The organism is Ruminococcus sp., assembly GCF_016283395.1.
Genome location: NZ_JAEEMU010000036.1, coordinates 1 through 19444, shown reverse-complemented (window position 1 = coordinate 19444; position 19444 = coordinate 1). Strand labels below are relative to the sequence as shown.

Genomic DNA, 19444 nt, shown 5'->3' with positions numbered 1-19444 from the left:
TTTTTATCTTTTCAATAACATTTTAAACACTCCGACTGACATAATACAGAATCCTTGTTGACAGAAAGCAGCATCGTAATGTATAATAAATGAAAAGGAGGCGGTATCATGAAACGTATAGGTGTAGTAATACCTTCGATAACAGACGATCTGCAGACACAGCTTCTTGATGGCATTTTCAAAACTGCCTCTGCCGCGGATTGTGATGTAATAGTGCTGACAACTATGACAAACGGACTGGAATTTCACGTTCAGAGTGAGATAATGGATGGAGAAGAAAGCATTTACTGTCTTCTTGAACGAGCTGCACTGGACGGAGTGCTGATCGCTTCGCAGTATTTCGTCAAAGAGAGCGTCCGCCGCATGATATCGGAAAAGATAAGGCGGACCGGAATTCCGTGCATTGACCTTGGCGGCAGTTCCCTTGGCTTTGAAACTGTCTCTGTACCGCAGGATGATGCTGTATATGAGCTGACGTGTCACCTGATAGAAAAGCACGGGTGCAGAGAACTGATGTTTCTTGCCGGACATGAAGGCAATCCTGATTCAGAGCAGCGTATGTCCGGTTTCCTCCGCGCAGTAAATGAACACAACTGTACACATGAGATATTCTATGGAGACTTCTGGAAGATGCGTGCAGAGGAGCTTGGTAATGAGTTAATACATCACAAAAGGAAGTGTCCTGATGCTGTTGTATGTGCAAATGACATAATGGCAGTAACACTATGTGATGTTCTGCAGAAAGGCGGCATCAATGTCCCCGGCGATATCATTGTAACCGGCTTCGACAGACATATCAGTGCGATATCAAATTTTCCTTCTATTACTACGATAGGCGGTATTATGTCAGAAACGGGCAGAGCCGGAACAGAAAAACTGCTAAGAATTAGCGGAGGGATGCCGGTTCCGGACTCTGGAAACGATTTACACATAATCTATGGTGCAAGCTGCGGATGTGTAGAGAAAATGGCTGATTATCAGACAGCAGCACTACAGGTACGTGAGCAGATTCGGCGTGACACTGAGGTAAGCGATATGCTCGAAATGCGAATCAATGCTGATGTTATAACAAGAGCTTCAGCCGTTGAGTCTCTCTCTGAGCTGACTGATATCGTTGACCAGACAGCACACATAATCAAAAGCTACCGCTCACTGCATCTTTGCATTCTTCCCGATTGGGACAGCGAACCTGAACAGCCGGATATATGCCGTACAAAGCCATATCCCGGACAAATGCTCTGTGCTGTTACAAAGGAGGCATGGAAGGACGGCAAAAGCGGCTCATTGTTTCCTACGTCACAAATAGTGCCAATGCTTGCAAAGCCTCATGAACCTGTTCTGTTGATACTTCTGCCGCTGCACGCCGCATCACAGGTTTTCGGATACTGCGGATTTATCTATGAAAAAGCAGCAGACTTCAAGGCATCGGTCATGCTTTTCAACCTTCTGAGTTCCGTGGCAAACGGTCTGCGTATCCTGCGGCACAGACTATATGCGGAGTATCTGCAAAAAACGGTAGAAGAAGCTTCAATGTACGATAAGATGACTGATATGCTCAGCAAAAAAGGGCTGCTGCTTTATCTCGAGAACCAGGAGCAGACAAGCAGAAATAACGGCATAATGCTCGTTACTATCGCTATGCTTACGGCTTCACCGAACAACATGAGCAGCAGTATAATGACCGATAACGTACTTCAGTCAGAGCTTTTGCTTGCAAATGCGATACGTCTGATATCAGGACGGAAGTATCAGACTGCACGTCTCGACAAAAGAACTTTTGCAATAGTTTTTTCTCTTGAGGAAGAAACACCTGAATACTATGCAGAAGAACTGATGATACAGCTTGAAGTACTCATACGCAAAATGCAGGAGGGTTCGGCGGCTGCATTTCTTCCTGAGCCGTACTATGTCTGCGGAGAGGTGTCATATCCGGCTGAGAAATGTCTCTCTGAGCTGTGGGAGTCGCTTAGCAGCAGTATGCCTGCGGAAAAGGGATTTACAGGTATCAGTCAGCTCAAAAAGCTCAGGCGTGAGATACACAAGGCGCCTGAGCTTGACTGGAGTCTCTCTGTACTCGCCAAACGGCTGAACATCAGCAAAAGCTATGTTCAGAAACTGTACAAGGAGCATTTCGGGGTCAGTTATATTGATGACCTGCTTGAAGCACGTATAGGTATGGCAAAGAAGCTTCTGTTAACGACCGATCTGCGTGTCAGCGAGGTTGCCTCTTCCTGCGGATATCAGAACGCTACTCACTTCATGCGTCAGTTCAGAGCGAAGACAGGAATGTCTCCATCTGAATACAGAGAAAGGCAATAATGGGATGTTGTGCCATTGATTGTTAGCGCCAAACATCCCATGCTTATTAATATAAATTATAAAAAGCTCCGCAGTAATGGCTAATGTCATTAAGCTAGTCGAATATCCATTCATTAAAGCCGCAAGGCTAGCAAAATACGGAGTCTATGATATGCAGGATATCACCATGCTACCGGAGGCTCTGTTATACAAGGAATTTGGTGTTAACGCTGAATTCATTATAGATCATGCCTGGGGACGGGAGTCCTGCACTAGCACAAAAAGCTGATAACGTCGAGCTTTACAAACAACTCATTGATTTAAGTTCACAGGCCTTGGATATGCAGACTGAAATAGCAAAACTACGCGAAGAGAATTCAGAACTACAAAAATCCAAAGAAACGGAGCAAAGGTTTGTTAGGCATGAACAGCCGTATTTAACACTGCAAGGTGATAATCAAAAGGTGTGCTACTGCGCTGTATGTTGGGGAAAAGATGAGAAAATGATTCAGATGGACAGAATCAACTGGGATAAAGGTCAAATAAAGCTATATTGCAAAGTTTGTGAGAATCACTGCATTGAATGCGAGCAGTAAGTTATGACTGTCTTTCACTAATACTACATAGCATACAAAAATGCTTTTACCACTTATACCACCTTTTTCACTCAAAAGTTTTTTCTGGAACAAAAAAGACCTCATAGCTTCAGCTATGAGAGCTCATTGTTTTTAATCAGATAAACACGTTAACGTGAATATCACGCCAGCTTAGTATTCTACGCTTTGTGGACTTCGCATAATGATATTCTTTAGCATCGTCCAGATTTAGCGTAAAATAGCCGATCTGAGTATATTTTGGAATTACTTTCCTTCGTTGATTGCAGCCTGTACTGCGGATAGGGTGGCAATCACAATTTAATCGATAAACGGCTATATTTAGCCGTAAATATGATGCTGTAAAAGTCCTCCATTGTCAGCTGTTATAATTGCATAGAACAAAATCAGGAACGTAAAAGAGAGGCAGCCATTACGGCTGCCTTAAATATTGTCATTTGCCTATTATCTTTAATATCTCCGCAGATTTAAGAGTTTTACCGGATGAAACGAGCTTCTCATTGACAATGAGCGCCTACTCTAAGAGCTTGTTACTTTGTCATTTCAAGCTCCTCGGCAAATGCTGCCAGCACCGACTGAGAGCAGTAATACCGCTTTGAGAAAAGCTCACTTGCAATTTCTGTGTGTGTCATAATTCATCTCCGATAAATATATTCGAATTTATCTATATATACTATAAATAAAATGTACGTGTTCCCACGGACATTTCATTTACAGCATAATTCTGAATATCTGTACTCTGTTTTCATCACACAGGGCTTTGAATACTACTGTGATCTGCTCGTTTGAAAGCTCCACTTTCTCACTTCACATTGAAGATTTTCTATATTATATCGCACATATAGAATTTTGTCAATACGTTTTGAGAAACCAACGTCAGTGTCTCTATCGACTTCTTATCTTCCGATATCTTTAACAGCTATCAGGAAGTTTTTAAGTCTCATGTGTATTCGCTATTTAATATTTCTAATATTCAACGGCTTTTTATTTCACATCCGCCCCATTCCAAAACTGCAAATCCGTTTCTTTCAAAGGTGTCAAGCTGCTGCGGTTCAATTTCAACAGCATTTTCAAGCGGAACATATGCCATGAATGTCCTGCATAAGCTGTCAGGCTGCGGAGTTATGTTCAGTTTCGCAGACTCGGTATATACATCGCCCTGGAACGAAATGAGATTATATCTGTTATGCTCCATTCTCGGCAGCCAGTATACAATGAATTCATTCATTTCTTCTTCGGTCATTCCCATATACGATAGCTTTTCCTTGAAGAAAGCTTCGGTATCACTTCCTGCAACACAGAATCCCTGAGAAAGATCAAATCTTGTACGGCAGTTTTTGCTGTCCCAGAAAAGGTATTTGTGATGTGTGCCGTCAGCCTTGTTCAGAAGTGAACCGTCAGGATAAGCTGTAACATCCCAGCCGTTATTATACTTCGGATAAGTTGTCGAAAGTTCGGATTCTGTAAGTTCAAGTTCAACATGAACATCCGTCTCCTTTTCGGGATATAGATAAATAACAGGCTTATCAGCCATTTCTAAAAATCTGACGTTCCATTCACCGTTTTCGCTGATAGTCCTTACCCAGCCTGACTTTCCTTTATATTCGGTAAACAGCCAGTTATCGTTATCTGTATTATAGCCGATTTCGTAAAGTTCAGTATTTTTCGGTAATGCTGCGACACAAGGATAATTTTCATCGGGGCCAAGATACATTTTCAGATCATCTTTTTCGACGATAAGCGGATAACCGTATAAGTTCTTTTTTTCAGGTTCTATATATTCGGTGATATTTTTCTTTGTAAGTTGCTTTTTCATAAGGATAAGATCGAATACATCAATTGTATTGTCACGGCAGAAATCAAGAGCTTTCCCATCGTTCAGCTTTGTTTCATTATCTGATAACAGCCATTTTTGCAGCAGAACAGCATCGGCAATGCTGAATTCTCCGTCATTGTTTGCATCTCCGTCCGGTATCCATTTCAGTTTGCAGGTTATGTCCATACAATCTGAATTTTCGGATGTTACTTCAAACTCGGGCAGATCATAACGTCCTGACGCTGTTTTCATATTGAAAGTATAGTTATCATTCTTATTGTATGTGTGCAATGTTTTTATAGCACACGGATTTGATGTGATACTGAATATCTGACCTGACAGCGGTTCACGGAAATAATTGCCTATGAAAAAGAATTTTTCGCCGGACTTTGGTTCAGGAATAAGTTCACCTGTGTCTTTGTCGATAAATGTAAAGACTGTATGTCCTTTATAGTTTATTATCTCCGAGCAGTTGTTTTTTATCCCGCAGTCAAATTCCGCCTGATCGAAAGGTTCCTCTCCCTCTTTGCCGACTATAAATCTTATGTTGAGCCTGCCGTCCGCAACGGGTTTATACACTCTTACATATTCGGGTTCGTCGCCGTCTGACGGCACAAGTGAAAAACTTGAACATTCAGATTCATACTCTTTTTCAACCGCACCTTCTCCCTTTTGTTCAACTTTAAGAACAGTACCGGGATAATTTTTTTCTGTTGAGTGGTATGCAATGTAGTTTCCATAAATTGCAGGACTTGCAAAGAAATGACATTCAGATTTACAATCGGGCAGCCATTTGTTTATATCAGTCTCGACAGTATCACCGTCGGTATTCTCAAAAGTGTATGTATTCATGACCCTGATCTCATCGCCGTCTTTTTCATAGCTTTCGATCGTCAGGTCATAGCCTTCAAGTACCCTAAACATTCTAAATTCAAATACATAGGGGTCTTCTTTTTTTGCATATTCTTCAAAGAAACTGTAATCACGGGAATATATTCCAAGACGGTCGCAGTAATCTTCATATTCCTGTACTGCCTTTTCATCGGAAGGAGCGGGCTTTTCAGGTATCTCGACCTCATATATCTTTCTTACTGTACCTGCCGGAGTATTGACATCTGTCATACTTCCGGATATACGAATACCATACTTATCTATCTCTGATTTGAGAATAGGTTTGACAAGGCATATGAAGTTGTCCTCCAAATAGCATTTACCGTGTTCATTATAAAAATGCATTGCGTCGGCAAAATCCAGAGGTGTCCAGTCGGGCAGAGTGCCTATTACAGACTCATAATCCTCTTTGGCGGCAGGCCTTTTGTTCTTGTTTATCAGTCTGAATTCAACATCAGCAGATCCGTTGTCATATTTTGTAACGGTGACGAAATTGTCAGGAACGCTCTTTCCGTTGAAATAGCCTGCACGGTCAACAGATTCATCGGGAATCGAATAACCTTCCGGCAGTCCACCCCAGTTCAAGCCGAATTCAAAGCTGTCCGCTTTGAAATAATCAGCCATATTCTCCCATATCATGGAATTTTCGTACATATAGGAGATCGGTCCGGAAGATACTTTGCCATTCGGTGTTAAATAAGTGATATCCGACCAGAGTGACGGCTCGGCATAACCGTCAAATTTGATTGGATTGCCTGTGTAATAGTCAACGAGCGTTATTCTCATATCGCCTTTTTTCAGCACCTCATAAGTCTCTGAACTGTAAGCCGACGGTACAGGCATAGCTGCCGCTGCGGTCGTTAACATTACTCCTGATATAAGGAGTGCAGTCAGCCTTGTTTTCATTTTGATACCTCCATTACGTATTGATGCGTTTCTTGATACAGATTAATGTTTTCTTAGTTGCGGATCGATGTTTTCCCAGTAGTGAAATAATCATAAGTACAAATCTATATAGTTTCTCCTCAAGCCCTCTCCTTACAACTGTTTACTGTGGAATGATATATGTGAAAAAGGGAACTTTGTACCGACACCTGTAAGCATCCTCTTACAGGTATCGGCATTATCTGATTTGTCCCCTTGCGGGATAGCATTAACTATTTTCTTCTTTTTCGAGAAGTGCCTTTTTCATAAGGCAAAGATCCATAACGTCCAGCTTGTTGTCCCTGCAGAAGTCAGCCGCATCCCAGCAGTCAAGCTCTGTGCCGGGAACTCCCAGCAGCCATTTCTGTACCAGTACAACATCCGATAAATCGAATGTTCCGTCGGTATTGACATCACCTGCGAAATCGGGGTTCTTAGGCAGGAAACCGGCTGTATCCTGCATATACGATACGATCCATGCAAAGCCTGCATTTATGCTGGCTGAAACAGTATTCACGGACCATGCCGAAGCTGAATCCGCATAGCACCTTTGCGGCACGGTATCCTCACCAAAACCAAGGCCTCGCATATACTTATCCTCAATTGCCGCATCGGGACCGCTTACGAGCAATCCGTCAGGAGCGAGCGGCAGATCTTCTTCGGTATCATTCGACCAGTATCTGCTTGACGGGTTCTTGACGTGATAAGAGCCGTAACCTGTTACAAACGAGTATGACATGGGATTGTTGCCGAAAAGATAGTCCATTCCGTCAGCAATACCATTGAGACGGTGTATATCAAAACTCTGATCAACGGAATACGCAAGCAGCATAAGATCGTTTATGATATCAGCGTTTGAACCGTAGCCGTAGTCTGACAGTTCTGGTAAGTTGTAGCCGGTCTCACACTGGAATGTGAAAATATTTCCTGTAAGCTCTCCGAGCGAACCCTCCAGCTTTCCGGCCTGATCTTCGGGGAGCAGTTCCTTATTCAGGATCAGTGACATAGAACCGGCTGTATCGCTTTCGCCTGAATTAAAACTGAATGCGTTTTTATGCTGCATCATATTCATCAGATAGAACTCAGCATCTTCTCCACCCATTTGCTTTTCGGTGATGTAAAGCTCACTGGCTGCCCAATAGACTTCATCACTGACATCATAGTCAGCGGCGACCGCTCTTGTCTCGCTCTTGTATTCAGGCTGATAAAACGATTCCGGATTCTGAGCCTCATCCTCCGAAGCATCATAGCGGAACCTGTAGTATGCCTTGAAAGCATCCTTTGCAGCAGTCAGCAGTTCATTTGCATATTCAGCATCATAATCCGCCCAAAGTCTTGCGCCCTGTGCTGCACAGGCAGCAAAATTCAGAGTTGCTGCAAATGTGGGCGGGTCAACGATATAGCAGGAATGATATTCATGCTCATAGTCTTTCGGTCTGGCACTGAACCCTACTCCATGAGCATCGTTATAATACAGACCTGCAAAATCTCCCCATTCCTTCGCATCGGACTGTACTTTCATCTTTGACATGAAGTCAAGTTCATATCTGCATTCATCGAGTATGTCGGGAATGTCATTGCCGCTTTCCGGTACTGAAACGATTCCCGAACCGTCAGCAAACTTATCTCCGCAGTTTTTTGTCTTCAGAGAACGCTCATACATATTCTGGAGGATCCAGACAGCTCTGCCGCCCTCTGTCATATACTTGTCGAAGTCACTGCCTGTAAACCAGCCGCCGCCGGTATCTATCCTCGTTGCAGTGAAGTTTTCGGCTTTCTCCGTAGTTGTGGGATACTCACTGCTCCACTTATCCCTGACAAATCCGACAGCTTCATCCCTATTGAATCTGTGTGCCAGTTCTCTGCTGTCGCCCGAGGTGATATACTTGCTTTCAATATCCAGACCTGAACGGCTCTGGTAAAAATAATTCAGCGCATTTGTAAGCATATCGTTTTCGGTATCACTATAAATATCATACCCTATCCTGAACGGGAACGAACGCCATTCAGTGTCCTTGATACGGATGTAATACTCTCCGGTATGGTTGAAATCGGTAAAATCTATCTTACATACGGTATCACCGGAATCGGGATCGGCCGCAGCCTCGCCTGTTGTTCCCGTGAACTCGACATTATTTCCTTTTACATTGACTATCTCGAACTCGTAGCTTCCGCTGAGAGTTATCGGCTTTGCATCCTTGCTGAAAGCTCCCTTGTCATCGCTGAGAACAGCCTTCTTGGAAAGTCCTGTATAGTATCCCAGCTGGTTGACTGAGATGTAGTTATTCTCCAAACCACTGCTGCTTCGTCCTATTATGCCAAGGTCATGATCAGGAGGTATTTCGGATGTTTCCGACATATCCTCAATGGTCATATCATCGAACCACAGTTCATCGCCTTCTTCTGCATTTCCACCGAAGCCCGAAGCGTCGTCAGCATAGCTGAATATCCAGTAAACCTCTTCTTCAATATCCTCAGGAGCTTTGAATATACCTGAGAATTCCTGATACTCGTTCGTAAGCGAAACAGGTTTTCCCCAGCTGCCGCCGTAAGAATAGCCAATATGCATATCATTTGTTTTTCCGTCAAGCTCAAATATTCTTCTGTTGCCGTCGATACTGCCGATATAGGAACACAAAGCCATCCCCTCACGCTTTGCTTTTACTCTGAAGCTGATTTTGTATTCATGTCCCTTACTGAAGGTCAGCCCGCCGTGACGGAACTGAAGCTCCCACTGTCCGTGTTCTTCGCCGTAAGGCTTTATCACAGTGATATGAGCTGCTCCTTCATTTATATCGGCTTCCTGCTTTGCATTTCCTGATTCTGCGGTCGCCCATGGCAAAATCTTGCTTTCAAATTCTGTCTCCCCAAGAAGTTCATATGCTGATGCAGTTATCGGTCCTGCCATCACGCTGTTCATCGGTACAATCATTGCAGCTGCAAGCAGTCCTGCGGTGATCCTCTTAAAATGCTTTTTCATGTCATTCCCCTCCACTATCATGAATAAAGTTTCGTGTACTATATGCTACATTATACGGAAATTTCCGCTTTAAGTCAACAATTTATAGGTAAGCTGTATTATTCTTGCAGTAAGTTGCATTTTTCAATGGGTAAGTTGCATCCATATATTCCTGCAACAGCCCGATATCAAAGCCGCAAACCAAAAGACTGTCCGCAGACAGGACCTGCTGTGTCGTTCATGCTTCTGGAAGAACTGGTGGGAACAGATAAAATGCAGGAAACAAAGATTGCTATGGGGTTCTGACAGATGTATGCTTTGATAGCAAGAATACCCTATGCGGCAACAGTTGCGTTCTTGTTGTTGTTGATAAAGGGAATAATGCTTTTCATAGTTCCGAAAAGCAATCACTGAACACATAGGAGAGAAAAATGAAGTTAGAGAACTTACCGCCTGTATATAAAGCATATAGCGAAGAATACCCTGACCTTACTGTCTGCCGTGTAGTCTTGCAGGAAAAGGATCTTTACCATGTCATACATAAAAACGGAATGATGCAGTGCGGGTCGCTATCGAAAACGGTGAACTTTCAGAGGAACGGCTATCATCTTACGAAAAGCTGAAAATTGAAAACGCTTATTCTGAAGACGCCGAAGGATACTTGGCTACAAAAGAGGAGAAATTCAAAAAGATAGCCAAGTACAATAAAACAAATCATAAAAATTAAGACGAACATAAAATCAGAAAAAAGCCGCAGGAATAAACTGCGGTCATTTTTATAACAAAAAAAGCTCTCACAGCCGAAACTGTGAGAGCCTTATTGTTTTATTCAGATAAACACATTAACGTGAATATCACGCCAGCTTAGTATTCTGCGCTTTGTGGACTTCGCGTAAAGGTATTCTTTAGCATCGTCCAGATTCAACGTAAAATAGCCAATTTGTGTGTATTTCCGAATTACTTCTTTTCGCTTATTGCAGCCTGTGTCGCAACCAGTGAAAAATGAAGTATCAACAGTAATTGTCTGCTATATTTTCCTACACTTTTCCTACAGTTTTAAGATTTTTTCTGCAAAGGCAATAAGCGTCAAATCAGCTTTAGCCCTCGAAAAATAGGTACAAAACAGAATCCTATTAAAACACAAGAAACTGCCGAAAATCCGTCAGCGTCGGCTTGTGGTCCCGAAGACCGTGGGTTCGAATCCCATCTCCCACCCTCATGAAATAGGCACTTCTGAGAAATCGGAAGTGCTTTTTTCGTTTTTTTCTAAGATTTTTTCTAATATAAGAGCTTTCTAATATAAATGTCCCCGCTATTGCGGGGGCTATCTGTATCATTTTTTCATAAGTTTTGATCTGTCATGGTACTAAGCTGAATCAGAATTTAATCACCACTTAATCTTTCACAGGACAAATCATCTGAAGGTCAAATGGTTCCTCTTCAGCAATTTCTTTTATAGGATTACTTGCCAGGCCACTTCCCATTGCTCTGTAAAATGCAATCGTCTCCTCAGAAGAACAAGCAGATATGTACAAAGCCTCTGCACCAGCTTTTCTTGCTTCAGCTTTTCCTACTTCAAATAATTGTCTACCAACACCTTGACCTCTACATTCAGAAGATACCTGCATCATATCAAGAATCATGTATGGACCATTTAGTTTCCTTAATAGCCCTATAAAGCCAACAACTTTTTCATTATCTAATGCAACGTATGTAATATAATCATCACTGCTTATTTGCTTTGCCACAGAACGCTTTTTGTTTAGATCCCAATCTTCGGTATATTTGCATTCTACTAATGTATATTCTCCGTCTATTCTTCGATATACTTTATTTACATTCTGTTTTCTGTTATATAAATCCAATGATTCTAAACAGAAATTTCTTTCTGATAATAATTCAATTTTAATCAAATGATAATCCTCCTATATTATCTATTTCACTCTTTTGATTCGTTTTTATTATTATCGTTTTCATACGCAACACCCCTTTCACAGTTAAATTCCGATTTATCGCAGTAAAACTGCTTACTATCCATATTATACACCGCACTGTCGCCCAAAGTCAAGAATAGTTATAAACATGATCCATAGTTTACTCGCTTTCGTTCTTATAATATTCATCCACCCAAAACAGTATAAACCTTAGCGCTGATAATGTCAACTCTACGGAACGTGGATTGACGCTGCTTCTCCTCAGGTTTATAATAAAAACAGATATTTTTGAAACCTACAAGGAGATGGTTATTATGAAAATACTTGTTCTAAACGGTAGTCCAAAGCGTGAAAAAAGTGACACTATGCACATAACCCGAGCATTCCTTGACGGCATGAAAGATGAAGCACCTCAGGAAGTTCACATAGTCAATATCATCGACAAGCACATCGAATTCTGCACAGGTTGTTTCATCTGTAAACGTAACGGCGGAGAGTGCATACACAACGATGATATGAGTGCGCTTCTCATTGAGGTTCTGGAGAGTGATCTCCTGCTGATGAGTTATCCTCTCTACGCTTACGGAATGCCTGCTCCGCTGAAAGTATTTATCGACCGCACGATGCCGCTTTCCAGTATGGCAATGAAAAAGCAGGGAGACCGATATGTTCATGTCGGACAGGCTGACTTTTCTCACCTGAGATACATGATGATATGCGGCTGCGGATTTCCCAACAGCAAACATAATTTCGAGCCTGTCGTAACCCAGTTCAAGCTTATGTTTCCAAGCAATCATACCATCATAACCGTTCCCGAAAGTCCGATGTTCAACGCTCCTGAAGCCGCAGAAGTGACGGTACCGAGACTTGCACTCGTCAGACAAGCTGGAAAGCAGTACGCCGGAACCGGTGCGATAGATAATGATTTACTCGCAGAAATATGCTCTCCGATGATATCGGAAGATATGTATGCTGCAATATGTAATGGTGAGATAAAATGATAAAAAAAGCGGGTCAGTTTTGTGCCTTTTTGTATTTTTTCAAATGTTCTGTTTCAATCATTGCAGTCTCATAATATCAGAATGTTTCTTTCAATTTATTCGTGCATCTGATTTATCTGCTTTTTCGACCAATAGAAGATAAGCTCTGACAGCCTATCAAAATCAGATACGCCGCTGTTTTTTATCTGTATATAAGCAGAGATAATATCTTTTTCGTTGCCTACAACTTTGCAGACAAGCTCCTGAGAATGTGCGATATATTCTCCTGATCGCAGATACAAAAGTGCCTGTATCACAAATGATGCGGCTTTATACAATCCTTTCAGTATTGCGGGATTTTTTTCATATATCAGATTATGAACGCAGGAGTGATAAATATTGCAGACTCCTATCCTGACTGACCGCCTGATATCATCAACAGTTATTTGCGGAATAATATCATCAAGAGTTCCGATTATCGGCTTCGTATCATTATAGAACTGAAACAGATCAGATACCTCCCAGTTCCTGAGGTCATCAGCATCAGAAAGAAATCCACAGAATAATTCTCTGTGCGGAAGGGCGTCAAGCATAGTTCGGTAACGTCTGACATCATCACCTGAAAGATGATCGAGAATAACGACGAAATCAATATCGCTGCTTTCTGTTGCTTCTCCGCGTGCATAGCTTCCCTGTAAGCCAACGAAACATACCTTGTCGGGAAATGTATTTTGCAAGGCTGAGATAAATTTATCTGTCAAAGACGCTGTATCGATCATATCTGGTCTCCTGAACAATATGTGTTTTATTATTTACCTGATTGGATAAAAAGTCCCAACAGCCGAAACTGTCAGGACTTTTTTTCGCAGGAAGCTGTCAATGACCTTTATGCTTTTCCCTGCGTTTTTGCTGTTTAAGCTCAAACTGACGCTGCTTTTCGGCTTCACGCTGCTCCTTTGTTAGCTGTCTGCGTTCGGTCTTCATCTGCTCCTGCATAAGCTTCAGCGCTTGCTGCGACTTAGTGCCGATACCTGTGGTACTGAGCTGCTTTCGTGCATTACGCTGCCGCCGTTTTGGGTTGTCAGCAGTCTGCTTTGTTTTCACCTTAACAGCAGGACTGAACTTCAACTTGTAGTAATGCCTAAGTACGAATTCAAAGACTTCACGGTCCTTTGGTTCTGCTCCGAATATGACCTTAGCCGCTGAGAGTTTACCCTTTTCAGAGCGTTCAAATACTCCCACCCAGAAAGGCTCCTCGAAAAATACCGTCAGCATACCGTTCGTTTTGTCCATATCTTTCCCTCCTGAAAATTGCTATGGACAAAGAACGGACAACCCGGAGGGGCAGGTTACTTACCCTGTAATCACAGGACGGCCGGGCTACCTACCGGCTCTGGCATACCCGAAGGTACACGTTGCGTTTTTATCTTTGTCATCTGATCGCACAGTAGTGCTGTTTATATCATAACATATCTGCACCGTCCGGTCAAGACTATGGGTTGACGGAATTTCACCTTTCGGTTATAATAATATCAAACCTAAGTCATCAAAAATTCTGTAGGCAGATACGCAGCAAACGGCGTAATATCGCAGATGACACGATTTGTGTCACCGGTGCGACGATGCGGTTCTTTACTTTTTTCAGTCTTCGTGTTACCATGAAATCAGCTGGAAGGCAATCATCTGAAAGGAACACGGAATTATGAAAAAGAACGGAATAAACACACTTATCACAGGCGTATTAATGCTGATACTCTTTGCAGTCTGGACTGTACTGATACAGACAGTTGATGTTCAGGCAGTGGGGCAGAACGGAACAGACATCGGTTTCGCAAGTCTGAACACATGGTTTCATAAAATGACAGGCGTTCATATGTGGGTGTATACCGTCACCGACTGGCTGGGACTTGTGCCGATCTTTATCTGTATTATATTCGGAGCTGTAGGTCTGGTTCAGCTCATAAAGCGGAGAAGCCTTCTCAAAGTGGATAAGGATATTATCCTGCTTGGTATTTACTATATCCTTGTGATATTTGGTTATCTCATATTTGAGATGATACCTATAAACTACCGACCGATACTTATAGAAGGTCGTATGGAGGCTTCTTATCCGTCTTCGACAACGCTTCTTGTTATGAGCGTAATGCCAACACTTGCCTTTCAGATGCAGCGAAGAGTGCGAAATACTAAAGTCAGGTACGGACTTTATGCGTTTACAGTCTTATTCACGGCGTTTATGGTCGTAGGACGAAGTGTTGCGGGAGTACACTGGCTGACAGATATAGCAGGCTCTGTACTGCTTAGCTCTGGACTGTACTTAATATATCATGGTGCTGTCCGCCTCACTGACAAAAATAACTAACGGAGAAAAGAAAATGGAATTTCACGAGAAATTGCAGGAATTAAGGAAGAAAAAAGGCTTAACTCAGGAGGAACTTGCAAAGGAACTCTACGTTTCCCGTACAGCTATCTCTAAGTGGGAGTCGGGAAAGGGATATCCGAATATTGATTCGCTGAAAGAGATATCGAAGTTCTTTTCTGTGACCATAGATGAGCTTCTGTCGTCGGAGGAACTCATTACTGCGGCAAAAGACGAGAACCGTTCAAATATTGGTAAAATGATCGACCTGCTGATAGGTGTAGTCGATATAATGAGCATTATGCTTATTCTTCTGCCGCTTTATCCTAAAAAGGCAGGAGAAACAGTCTCGGCAGTTGCACTGTTTGATTACACGCATATATCGTTTGGGATAAGTTGTGTATGCTGGGGACTGTTTTCAATACTTATAATCATCGGTGCAGTGAAGTTGTTTATGAATTACAGGAACATAGAAAAGGGCAGAAGCACAGTTACTGGCACATCGCTTGTACTTAGCATTATCGCGGTATTGTTCCTGACTATGGCAAGAATACCCTATGCGGCAACAGTAGCGTTCCTGCTGCTGATAATAAAGGGGATAATGCTTTTCAAACTCCCAAAAAGTGAACACTGAACAGATAGGAGAGACAAATGAAATTAGAGAACTTACCGCCTGTATATGAGGACGATAGCCGCAGCATGATCGAGCATCGCAATGCCAAGAAGGTTAAATACGCAATACAGACCGAAGGCTCAAACATCACATATATCGCAGGGCTTTATCGTTATGAAGAGCATTGTGATATGCAGGTGCCTGTGTTTTCTGTGCTCACAAGAGAATCTGCAGGTATTGTAAAGGATATCCATAATCGTATGCCTGTCATACTTGATAAGAATAGTTTACAGGACTGGATACGTCCTGACGGAGAACCCCGCGCTATAGTAGAAAAAGCTCTGTCCAACATGGTATTCGAAACAGCCGTTGAGTATCACAGATCTCCGACGGAGTTTATAACAGCATAATGCCAATAAAACAAGATTACATGAAAACGTCCCCGCACACTTGCGGGGACTCTCCATGTCATTTTTCATAAGTAAGACTCTACCATGGTACTAAGCTAATCAGAATTTGCGGCTTTTCGTATAGCAAATATGACACACGCCCCAATCATAACACCGCTCGTATTTAGTATTATGTCATCAATATCTGTATGCCTTTCAGGACATAGCAATTGGGACAGCTCAATAAAGATAATAAAACAAATGCCTGCGAACACAGTTTTTTTGATATTATCAAGCTTGCGAAAACAGATAGGCCATACTATTCCTACAGGTATAAACATTGCTATGTTCCCGATAATATTGATAAGCCATCCATCATATCTGTCAAAGAGAAAAAAGAACGGGATTAAACTTACCATGTCAGACGGTATCTTTGAAAATCCAATCGTTAGTGTACCTATTTTTCCATCAACAAAATGTAACGGGAAGTATACAAATCTTGCAATAACTACAAGGCATATGTATACAAAAAGCATCTGTAGTTCTCGTTTTACCGAAAACTTCTTGAATCTGATCGCAATTATGAATCGCACAATTATCCAAATGAGAGTTATAAAAATAAACATCTGTAGATAGGAAATCTCAATCATAGTCACTGCCCCATCCTTTCTTTAGCAGATACTCCTGTATTTCTTCACTTATTTGTCTAGCTTAATGACATTACCGGCCTAGCCGGGGGTTTTCAGATTACAAAAAGAACAGTCATAAAGAATAATTTTTCTTTATGACTGTTCTTGTGTAATTATTCTTTGTCAATGAATAACTCATTCTTTGATACCTTGAATGACTGGCTGTACTGCTTACTTCCACCGACGAACAAACCAACACTGCTAAGTGTTTTGCTGTTGAGCCTTAAGCCGCATATCTTCTCCCAGTTGTTTATATGCTTGAGAATATTTATCTGCCCTCTCAACTCATAAAAGCCAGGTTCTGATATGCTTAAATCGTCCAGTACACTCCAGTACTCACTGTATCTTATCTTTCCTTCCGGAGTTTCCTTTGTCTTGTTTAGGATATATAATCTGTAGTTATACCCTTCTATGTTTACAGTTTTTGCAGCGGTAATACCTGCAAAACGGCTGTCATGTCCGCTTTCCTCGATTATGTAGAACTCGTCGGAAGAATCAGCAAATTTTCCGTGTATACCAAAAAGATATCCGTCATCCGAAACAATTTCGCCGTCGTAAACATGATAAAGCGACTTGACTTCATCAAGTCTGATGCCGTTCTCGGGAGCAGTATCACATTCAAACCAGGCTTGATCAGCATCGGAAATTTTACATTCGAAGCAACCATTTTCACTGACATCGTATTTGATTTCTCCTATGCCGTTCTTAATAAAGCTTTCGTAGTAATGACCGTTAACTACGCCGTTTTCGCGTTTGTCGTTATTGATCTTTTCCTTGCTATCCAGCTCCTTGTCAATACCCAAAAGGAACCTTTTCAGAAGAACGATATCGTTAATGAGGACATCTCCGTCACCGTCTATATCTGCACGGCGCGGAAGTATCCTTTTGATCTCTCCTGTAAAGAAAGCCTTGCGATATTGTACAAGGTCGAAAGAATCAATAACACCGTCACCGTTTATATCACCCCTGATATTTAAAACACCCTCAGGCTCTTTTACAGCGATATTGTCAACATAGTATTCTATCTCACCATTTGTATACAGAAGTAGATTGCCTGTCAATGCTCTCGGCATAGCATATGCGGAATTTGATAAAGTTATCCACTCATGAGGCTTTACAGCCTTTTTACAGACGACATTACTTTCATACTTACGTATTTTGTCATCTTGTTCATCGGATATTCCGAAACCACGCGCAGGACAACTTATTTCCAGCGAAAATTCAGTTTCCTCATCGCTGTTATTATATACATCAACGCTTATATCGTATGTGATGTCCGACTCCAAATAGTCCTCGTCAGCAGGATAAAGAGGTCCAAAACTGAATCCCTGCTGCGTATTGTTCCAATCACCCCAAAAACTTTTTTTAAACGGATAGCCGACGTTGCCGATGTAAGCTAAATATCTTTTTGAGGGGTCACCCAAAAAATAATCTTTACTGCATTCTACCTTGATCGAATAATTATCGTCCCTGCCGAAATTATCGGCACAAGTGATTTCTGTACCGTTTCCAAGGTTGTTACCGCTTTCGTTGAATCCTGTACCGTCATAAAAGTAATAATATCCGTCCTCATCTGGATAAAGTATACAAGGAATATCCTCGCCGCTTCCTTCATAAGTGCCCCATACATTCGTTTTCCACGGATACATTCCCGGTAATCCCACAGATATTCCACTGTTGACAAGAATATACTTTACATCTATATCACCATCTCCGCCATAGGTATCAATATAGAAATAACACCCGAGAATAGGAGATAATTTATATGTCATACCAAATATGTTTGCAATATCACTTACCATTACAGACGATTTCAACTCGGGCTCAGATGATAATTCATTAATATCTCTTATATATATCAAATAGTAATCAGTGTGGGTTAGTTCTGTTTCACCGCCGGTATTCTCAACACGCACTTTTTTATAGACCTGATATACCTTCCCGTAATACTCCAGTGGTTCGAGTTCTTCCATATCGTCATCGAGTTCAAACTCACCAAAATGATCTATGATATACATATAATCATCCCTGCTGCCGATAGGACATCTTGCACCGATATCAAGCTTATCTCCTGAAAAGCCGTCAAGAACTGCCTTATAATCTACAGACAGTTTTTTGAAAAAAGATATATTAATTGGCTTTTTGAAGCTATTTCCCTTTTCGATGCAGAGAGCTTCAAGATCTGACCAGCTGGCCTTGAAACCATCCTGTGTACCATTGGCAAAGGTAAAATTACCGTTATCACCACTCTTTTTGTCGATGTTATAAACCATGCTTCCGCATTGTCCGCTTATATGGTCTTCTTTCAATTTTTTGGCTTCCGGATCGGGAGTTTCCGTAACGTACAGACTTACCTCGTCATCTATTATATCACCCTGATCTCCCCACTGCAATGTACTGCCATTTGAAGAAGCGCCCCACGATACCCATTCGGAATTGGAATTGAAGCCGTCAGCTGTATTCCCCCAACTGAATCCCCCATCATCCGCAGCGCTAATTACCACTGCATCCGAAAAATAACCGAACAAACATACAGCAGCTGCCACAGCGGCAATATTTTTTTTCAATGATAATTTCATTTTATGTCCCTCCTCATCAAAAAAAGCAACACCGTAATAGAAAAGCACTTTCGGGCAGTCTGAAACTTACGTGCGCTTTCGTACTGCAAACGCCGTTCTTTTCAATAATCCGCCCAAAAATTACTTGCCCCCATTTATCTTTACGGTATTGCTTGTAATCTTACATACATTATAAAAAGTCTTCATAATAAAATCAAGTCAAATATTGCTCAATTTTACTCTTGATATCACACATCTCCTGCATTCTGCTATTAATAGAAAGAGGAGTATATCAACGAAAATTTAAATCGACACAATAATCGTTAATATATATAACCAAAGAATAACAGCCCCCTTGTGGGTAATGTCATTAAGCTAAGGAAAAGTAAAATAATCACAGGAATCAAAAAGATCCTGTGA

At 41.7% G+C, this 19444-nt stretch carries 14 protein-coding genes; 7 read left to right on the top strand and 7 right to left on the bottom strand.

The window, feature by feature from the left end; all coding sequences use genetic code 11:
• The first annotated feature begins 108 nt into the window (after nucleotides 1–108).
• The gene (locus QZZ41_RS05100; protein ID WP_295069073.1) at nucleotides 109–2319 is read left to right on the top strand and encodes a helix-turn-helix domain-containing protein; all 2211 of its coding nucleotides are present in this window, start codon (nucleotides 109–111) and stop codon (nucleotides 2317–2319) included.
• 1566 nt (nucleotides 2320–3885) lie between these two features.
• Here the strand turns inward: QZZ41_RS05100 and QZZ41_RS05095 are convergent.
• Nucleotides 3886–6525 carry a dockerin type I repeat-containing protein gene (locus QZZ41_RS05095; protein WP_295069070.1) on the bottom strand — a complete coding sequence of 880 codons (2640 nt, stop codon included), beginning with the start codon at nucleotides 6523–6525 and terminating at the stop codon, nucleotides 3886–3888.
• Nucleotides 6526–6772: 247 nt separating this feature from the next.
• On the bottom strand, nucleotides 6773–9523 hold the full coding sequence (locus QZZ41_RS05090; RefSeq protein ID WP_295069068.1) for a glycoside hydrolase family 9 protein: 2751 nt from the start codon (nucleotides 9521–9523) through the stop codon (nucleotides 6773–6775).
• Between the two features lie 126 nt (nucleotides 9524–9649).
• Between QZZ41_RS05090 and QZZ41_RS05085 the strand changes: the two genes are divergently transcribed.
• Both QZZ41_RS05085 and QZZ41_RS05080 read left to right on the top strand, forming a co-directional pair.
• Nucleotides 9650–9808 (top strand): hypothetical protein, encoded by a 159-nt coding sequence (locus QZZ41_RS05085; protein ID WP_207647100.1) that lies wholly within the window; start codon nucleotides 9650–9652, stop codon nucleotides 9806–9808.
• Between the two features lie 125 nt (nucleotides 9809–9933).
• The gene (locus tag QZZ41_RS05080; RefSeq protein ID WP_019680071.1) at nucleotides 9934–10125 is read left to right on the top strand and encodes a hypothetical protein; all 192 of its coding nucleotides are present in this window, start codon (nucleotides 9934–9936) and stop codon (nucleotides 10123–10125) included.
• 771 nt (nucleotides 10126–10896) lie between these two features.
• On the opposite strand, the gene QZZ41_RS05075 is transcribed toward QZZ41_RS05080, so the two are convergent.
• A complete protein-coding gene (locus QZZ41_RS05075) occupies nucleotides 10897–11415 on the bottom strand; it encodes a GNAT family N-acetyltransferase (RefSeq protein ID WP_028516916.1) in 519 nt (172 codons plus the stop codon).
• Between the two features lie 335 nt (nucleotides 11416–11750).
• On the opposite strand from QZZ41_RS05075, the gene QZZ41_RS05070 reads away from it, so the two are divergent.
• A complete protein-coding gene (locus QZZ41_RS05070) occupies nucleotides 11751–12437 on the top strand; it encodes a flavodoxin family protein (RefSeq protein WP_295069061.1) in 687 nt (228 codons plus the stop codon).
• A gap of 95 nt (nucleotides 12438–12532) precedes the next feature.
• Here the strand turns inward: QZZ41_RS05070 and QZZ41_RS05065 are convergent, their stop codons facing one another.
• On the bottom strand, nucleotides 12533–13195 hold the full coding sequence (locus QZZ41_RS05065) for a nucleotidyltransferase domain-containing protein (RefSeq protein WP_295069058.1): 663 nt from the start codon (nucleotides 13193–13195) through the stop codon (nucleotides 12533–12535).
• Between the two features lie 97 nt (nucleotides 13196–13292).
• A complete protein-coding gene (locus tag QZZ41_RS05060) occupies nucleotides 13293–13709 on the bottom strand; it encodes a YjdF family protein (RefSeq protein WP_295069056.1) in 417 nt (138 codons plus the stop codon).
• 409 nt (nucleotides 13710–14118) lie between these two features.
• Between QZZ41_RS05060 and QZZ41_RS05055 the strand changes: the two genes are divergently transcribed.
• The 3 genes from QZZ41_RS05055 to QZZ41_RS05045 are packed head-to-tail and all read left to right on the top strand — an operon-like array spanning nucleotide 14119 to nucleotide 15798.
• Nucleotides 14119–14778 (top strand): phosphatase PAP2 family protein, encoded by a 660-nt coding sequence (locus QZZ41_RS05055; RefSeq protein WP_295069054.1) that lies wholly within the window; start codon nucleotides 14119–14121, stop codon nucleotides 14776–14778.
• Nucleotides 14779–14791: 13 nt separating this feature from the next.
• A complete protein-coding gene (locus tag QZZ41_RS05050; RefSeq protein ID WP_295069052.1) occupies nucleotides 14792–15409 on the top strand; it encodes a helix-turn-helix transcriptional regulator in 618 nt (205 codons plus the stop codon).
• Between the two features lie 17 nt (nucleotides 15410–15426).
• A complete protein-coding gene (locus tag QZZ41_RS05045; protein ID WP_295069049.1) occupies nucleotides 15427–15798 on the top strand; it encodes an SOS response-associated peptidase family protein in 372 nt (123 codons plus the stop codon).
• 95 nt (nucleotides 15799–15893) lie between these two features.
• Here QZZ41_RS05045 and QZZ41_RS05040 read toward each other — a convergent pair whose 3' ends face one another.
• On the bottom strand, nucleotides 15894–16313 hold the full coding sequence (locus tag QZZ41_RS05040) for a VanZ family protein (protein ID WP_295069046.1): 420 nt from the start codon (nucleotides 16311–16313) through the stop codon (nucleotides 15894–15896).
• A gap of 266 nt (nucleotides 16314–16579) precedes the next feature.
• On the bottom strand, nucleotides 16580–19045 hold the full coding sequence (locus QZZ41_RS05035) for a glycoside hydrolase family 11 protein (RefSeq protein ID WP_295069044.1): 2466 nt from the start codon (nucleotides 19043–19045) through the stop codon (nucleotides 16580–16582).
• Nucleotides 19046–19444: the final 399 nt, after the last annotated feature.

Bases quoted from the DNA above. Each gene is read 5' to 3' on its own strand.
- QZZ41_RS05100 (WP_295069073.1), top strand. From the start codon at position 109: ATGAAACGTATAGGTGTAGTAATACCTTCGATAACAGACGATCTGCAG.
- QZZ41_RS05095 (WP_295069070.1), bottom strand. From the start codon at position 6,525: ATGAAAACAAGGCTGACTGCACTCCTTATATCAGGAGTAATGTTAACG.
- QZZ41_RS05090 (WP_295069068.1), bottom strand. From the start codon at position 9,523: ATGAAAAAGCATTTTAAGAGGATCACCGCAGGACTGCTTGCAGCTGCA.
- QZZ41_RS05085 (WP_207647100.1), top strand. From the start codon at position 9,650: ATGGGTAAGTTGCATCCATATATTCCTGCAACAGCCCGATATCAAAGC.
- QZZ41_RS05080 (WP_019680071.1), top strand. From the start codon at position 9,934: ATGAAGTTAGAGAACTTACCGCCTGTATATAAAGCATATAGCGAAGAA.
- QZZ41_RS05070 (WP_295069061.1), top strand. From the start codon at position 11,751: ATGAAAATACTTGTTCTAAACGGTAGTCCAAAGCGTGAAAAAAGTGAC.
- QZZ41_RS05065 (WP_295069058.1), bottom strand. From the start codon at position 13,195: ATGATCGATACAGCGTCTTTGACAGATAAATTTATCTCAGCCTTGCAA.
- QZZ41_RS05060 (WP_295069056.1), bottom strand. From the start codon at position 13,709: ATGGACAAAACGAACGGTATGCTGACGGTATTTTTCGAGGAGCCTTTC.
- QZZ41_RS05055 (WP_295069054.1), top strand. From the start codon at position 14,119: ATGAAAAAGAACGGAATAAACACACTTATCACAGGCGTATTAATGCTG.
- QZZ41_RS05050 (WP_295069052.1), top strand. From the start codon at position 14,792: ATGGAATTTCACGAGAAATTGCAGGAATTAAGGAAGAAAAAAGGCTTA.
- QZZ41_RS05045 (WP_295069049.1), top strand. From the start codon at position 15,427: ATGAAATTAGAGAACTTACCGCCTGTATATGAGGACGATAGCCGCAGC.
- QZZ41_RS05040 (WP_295069046.1), bottom strand. From the start codon at position 16,313: ATGCTTTTTGTATACATATGCCTTGTAGTTATTGCAAGATTTGTATAC.
- QZZ41_RS05035 (WP_295069044.1), bottom strand. From the start codon at position 19,045: ATGAAATTATCATTGAAAAAAAATATTGCCGCTGTGGCAGCTGCTGTA.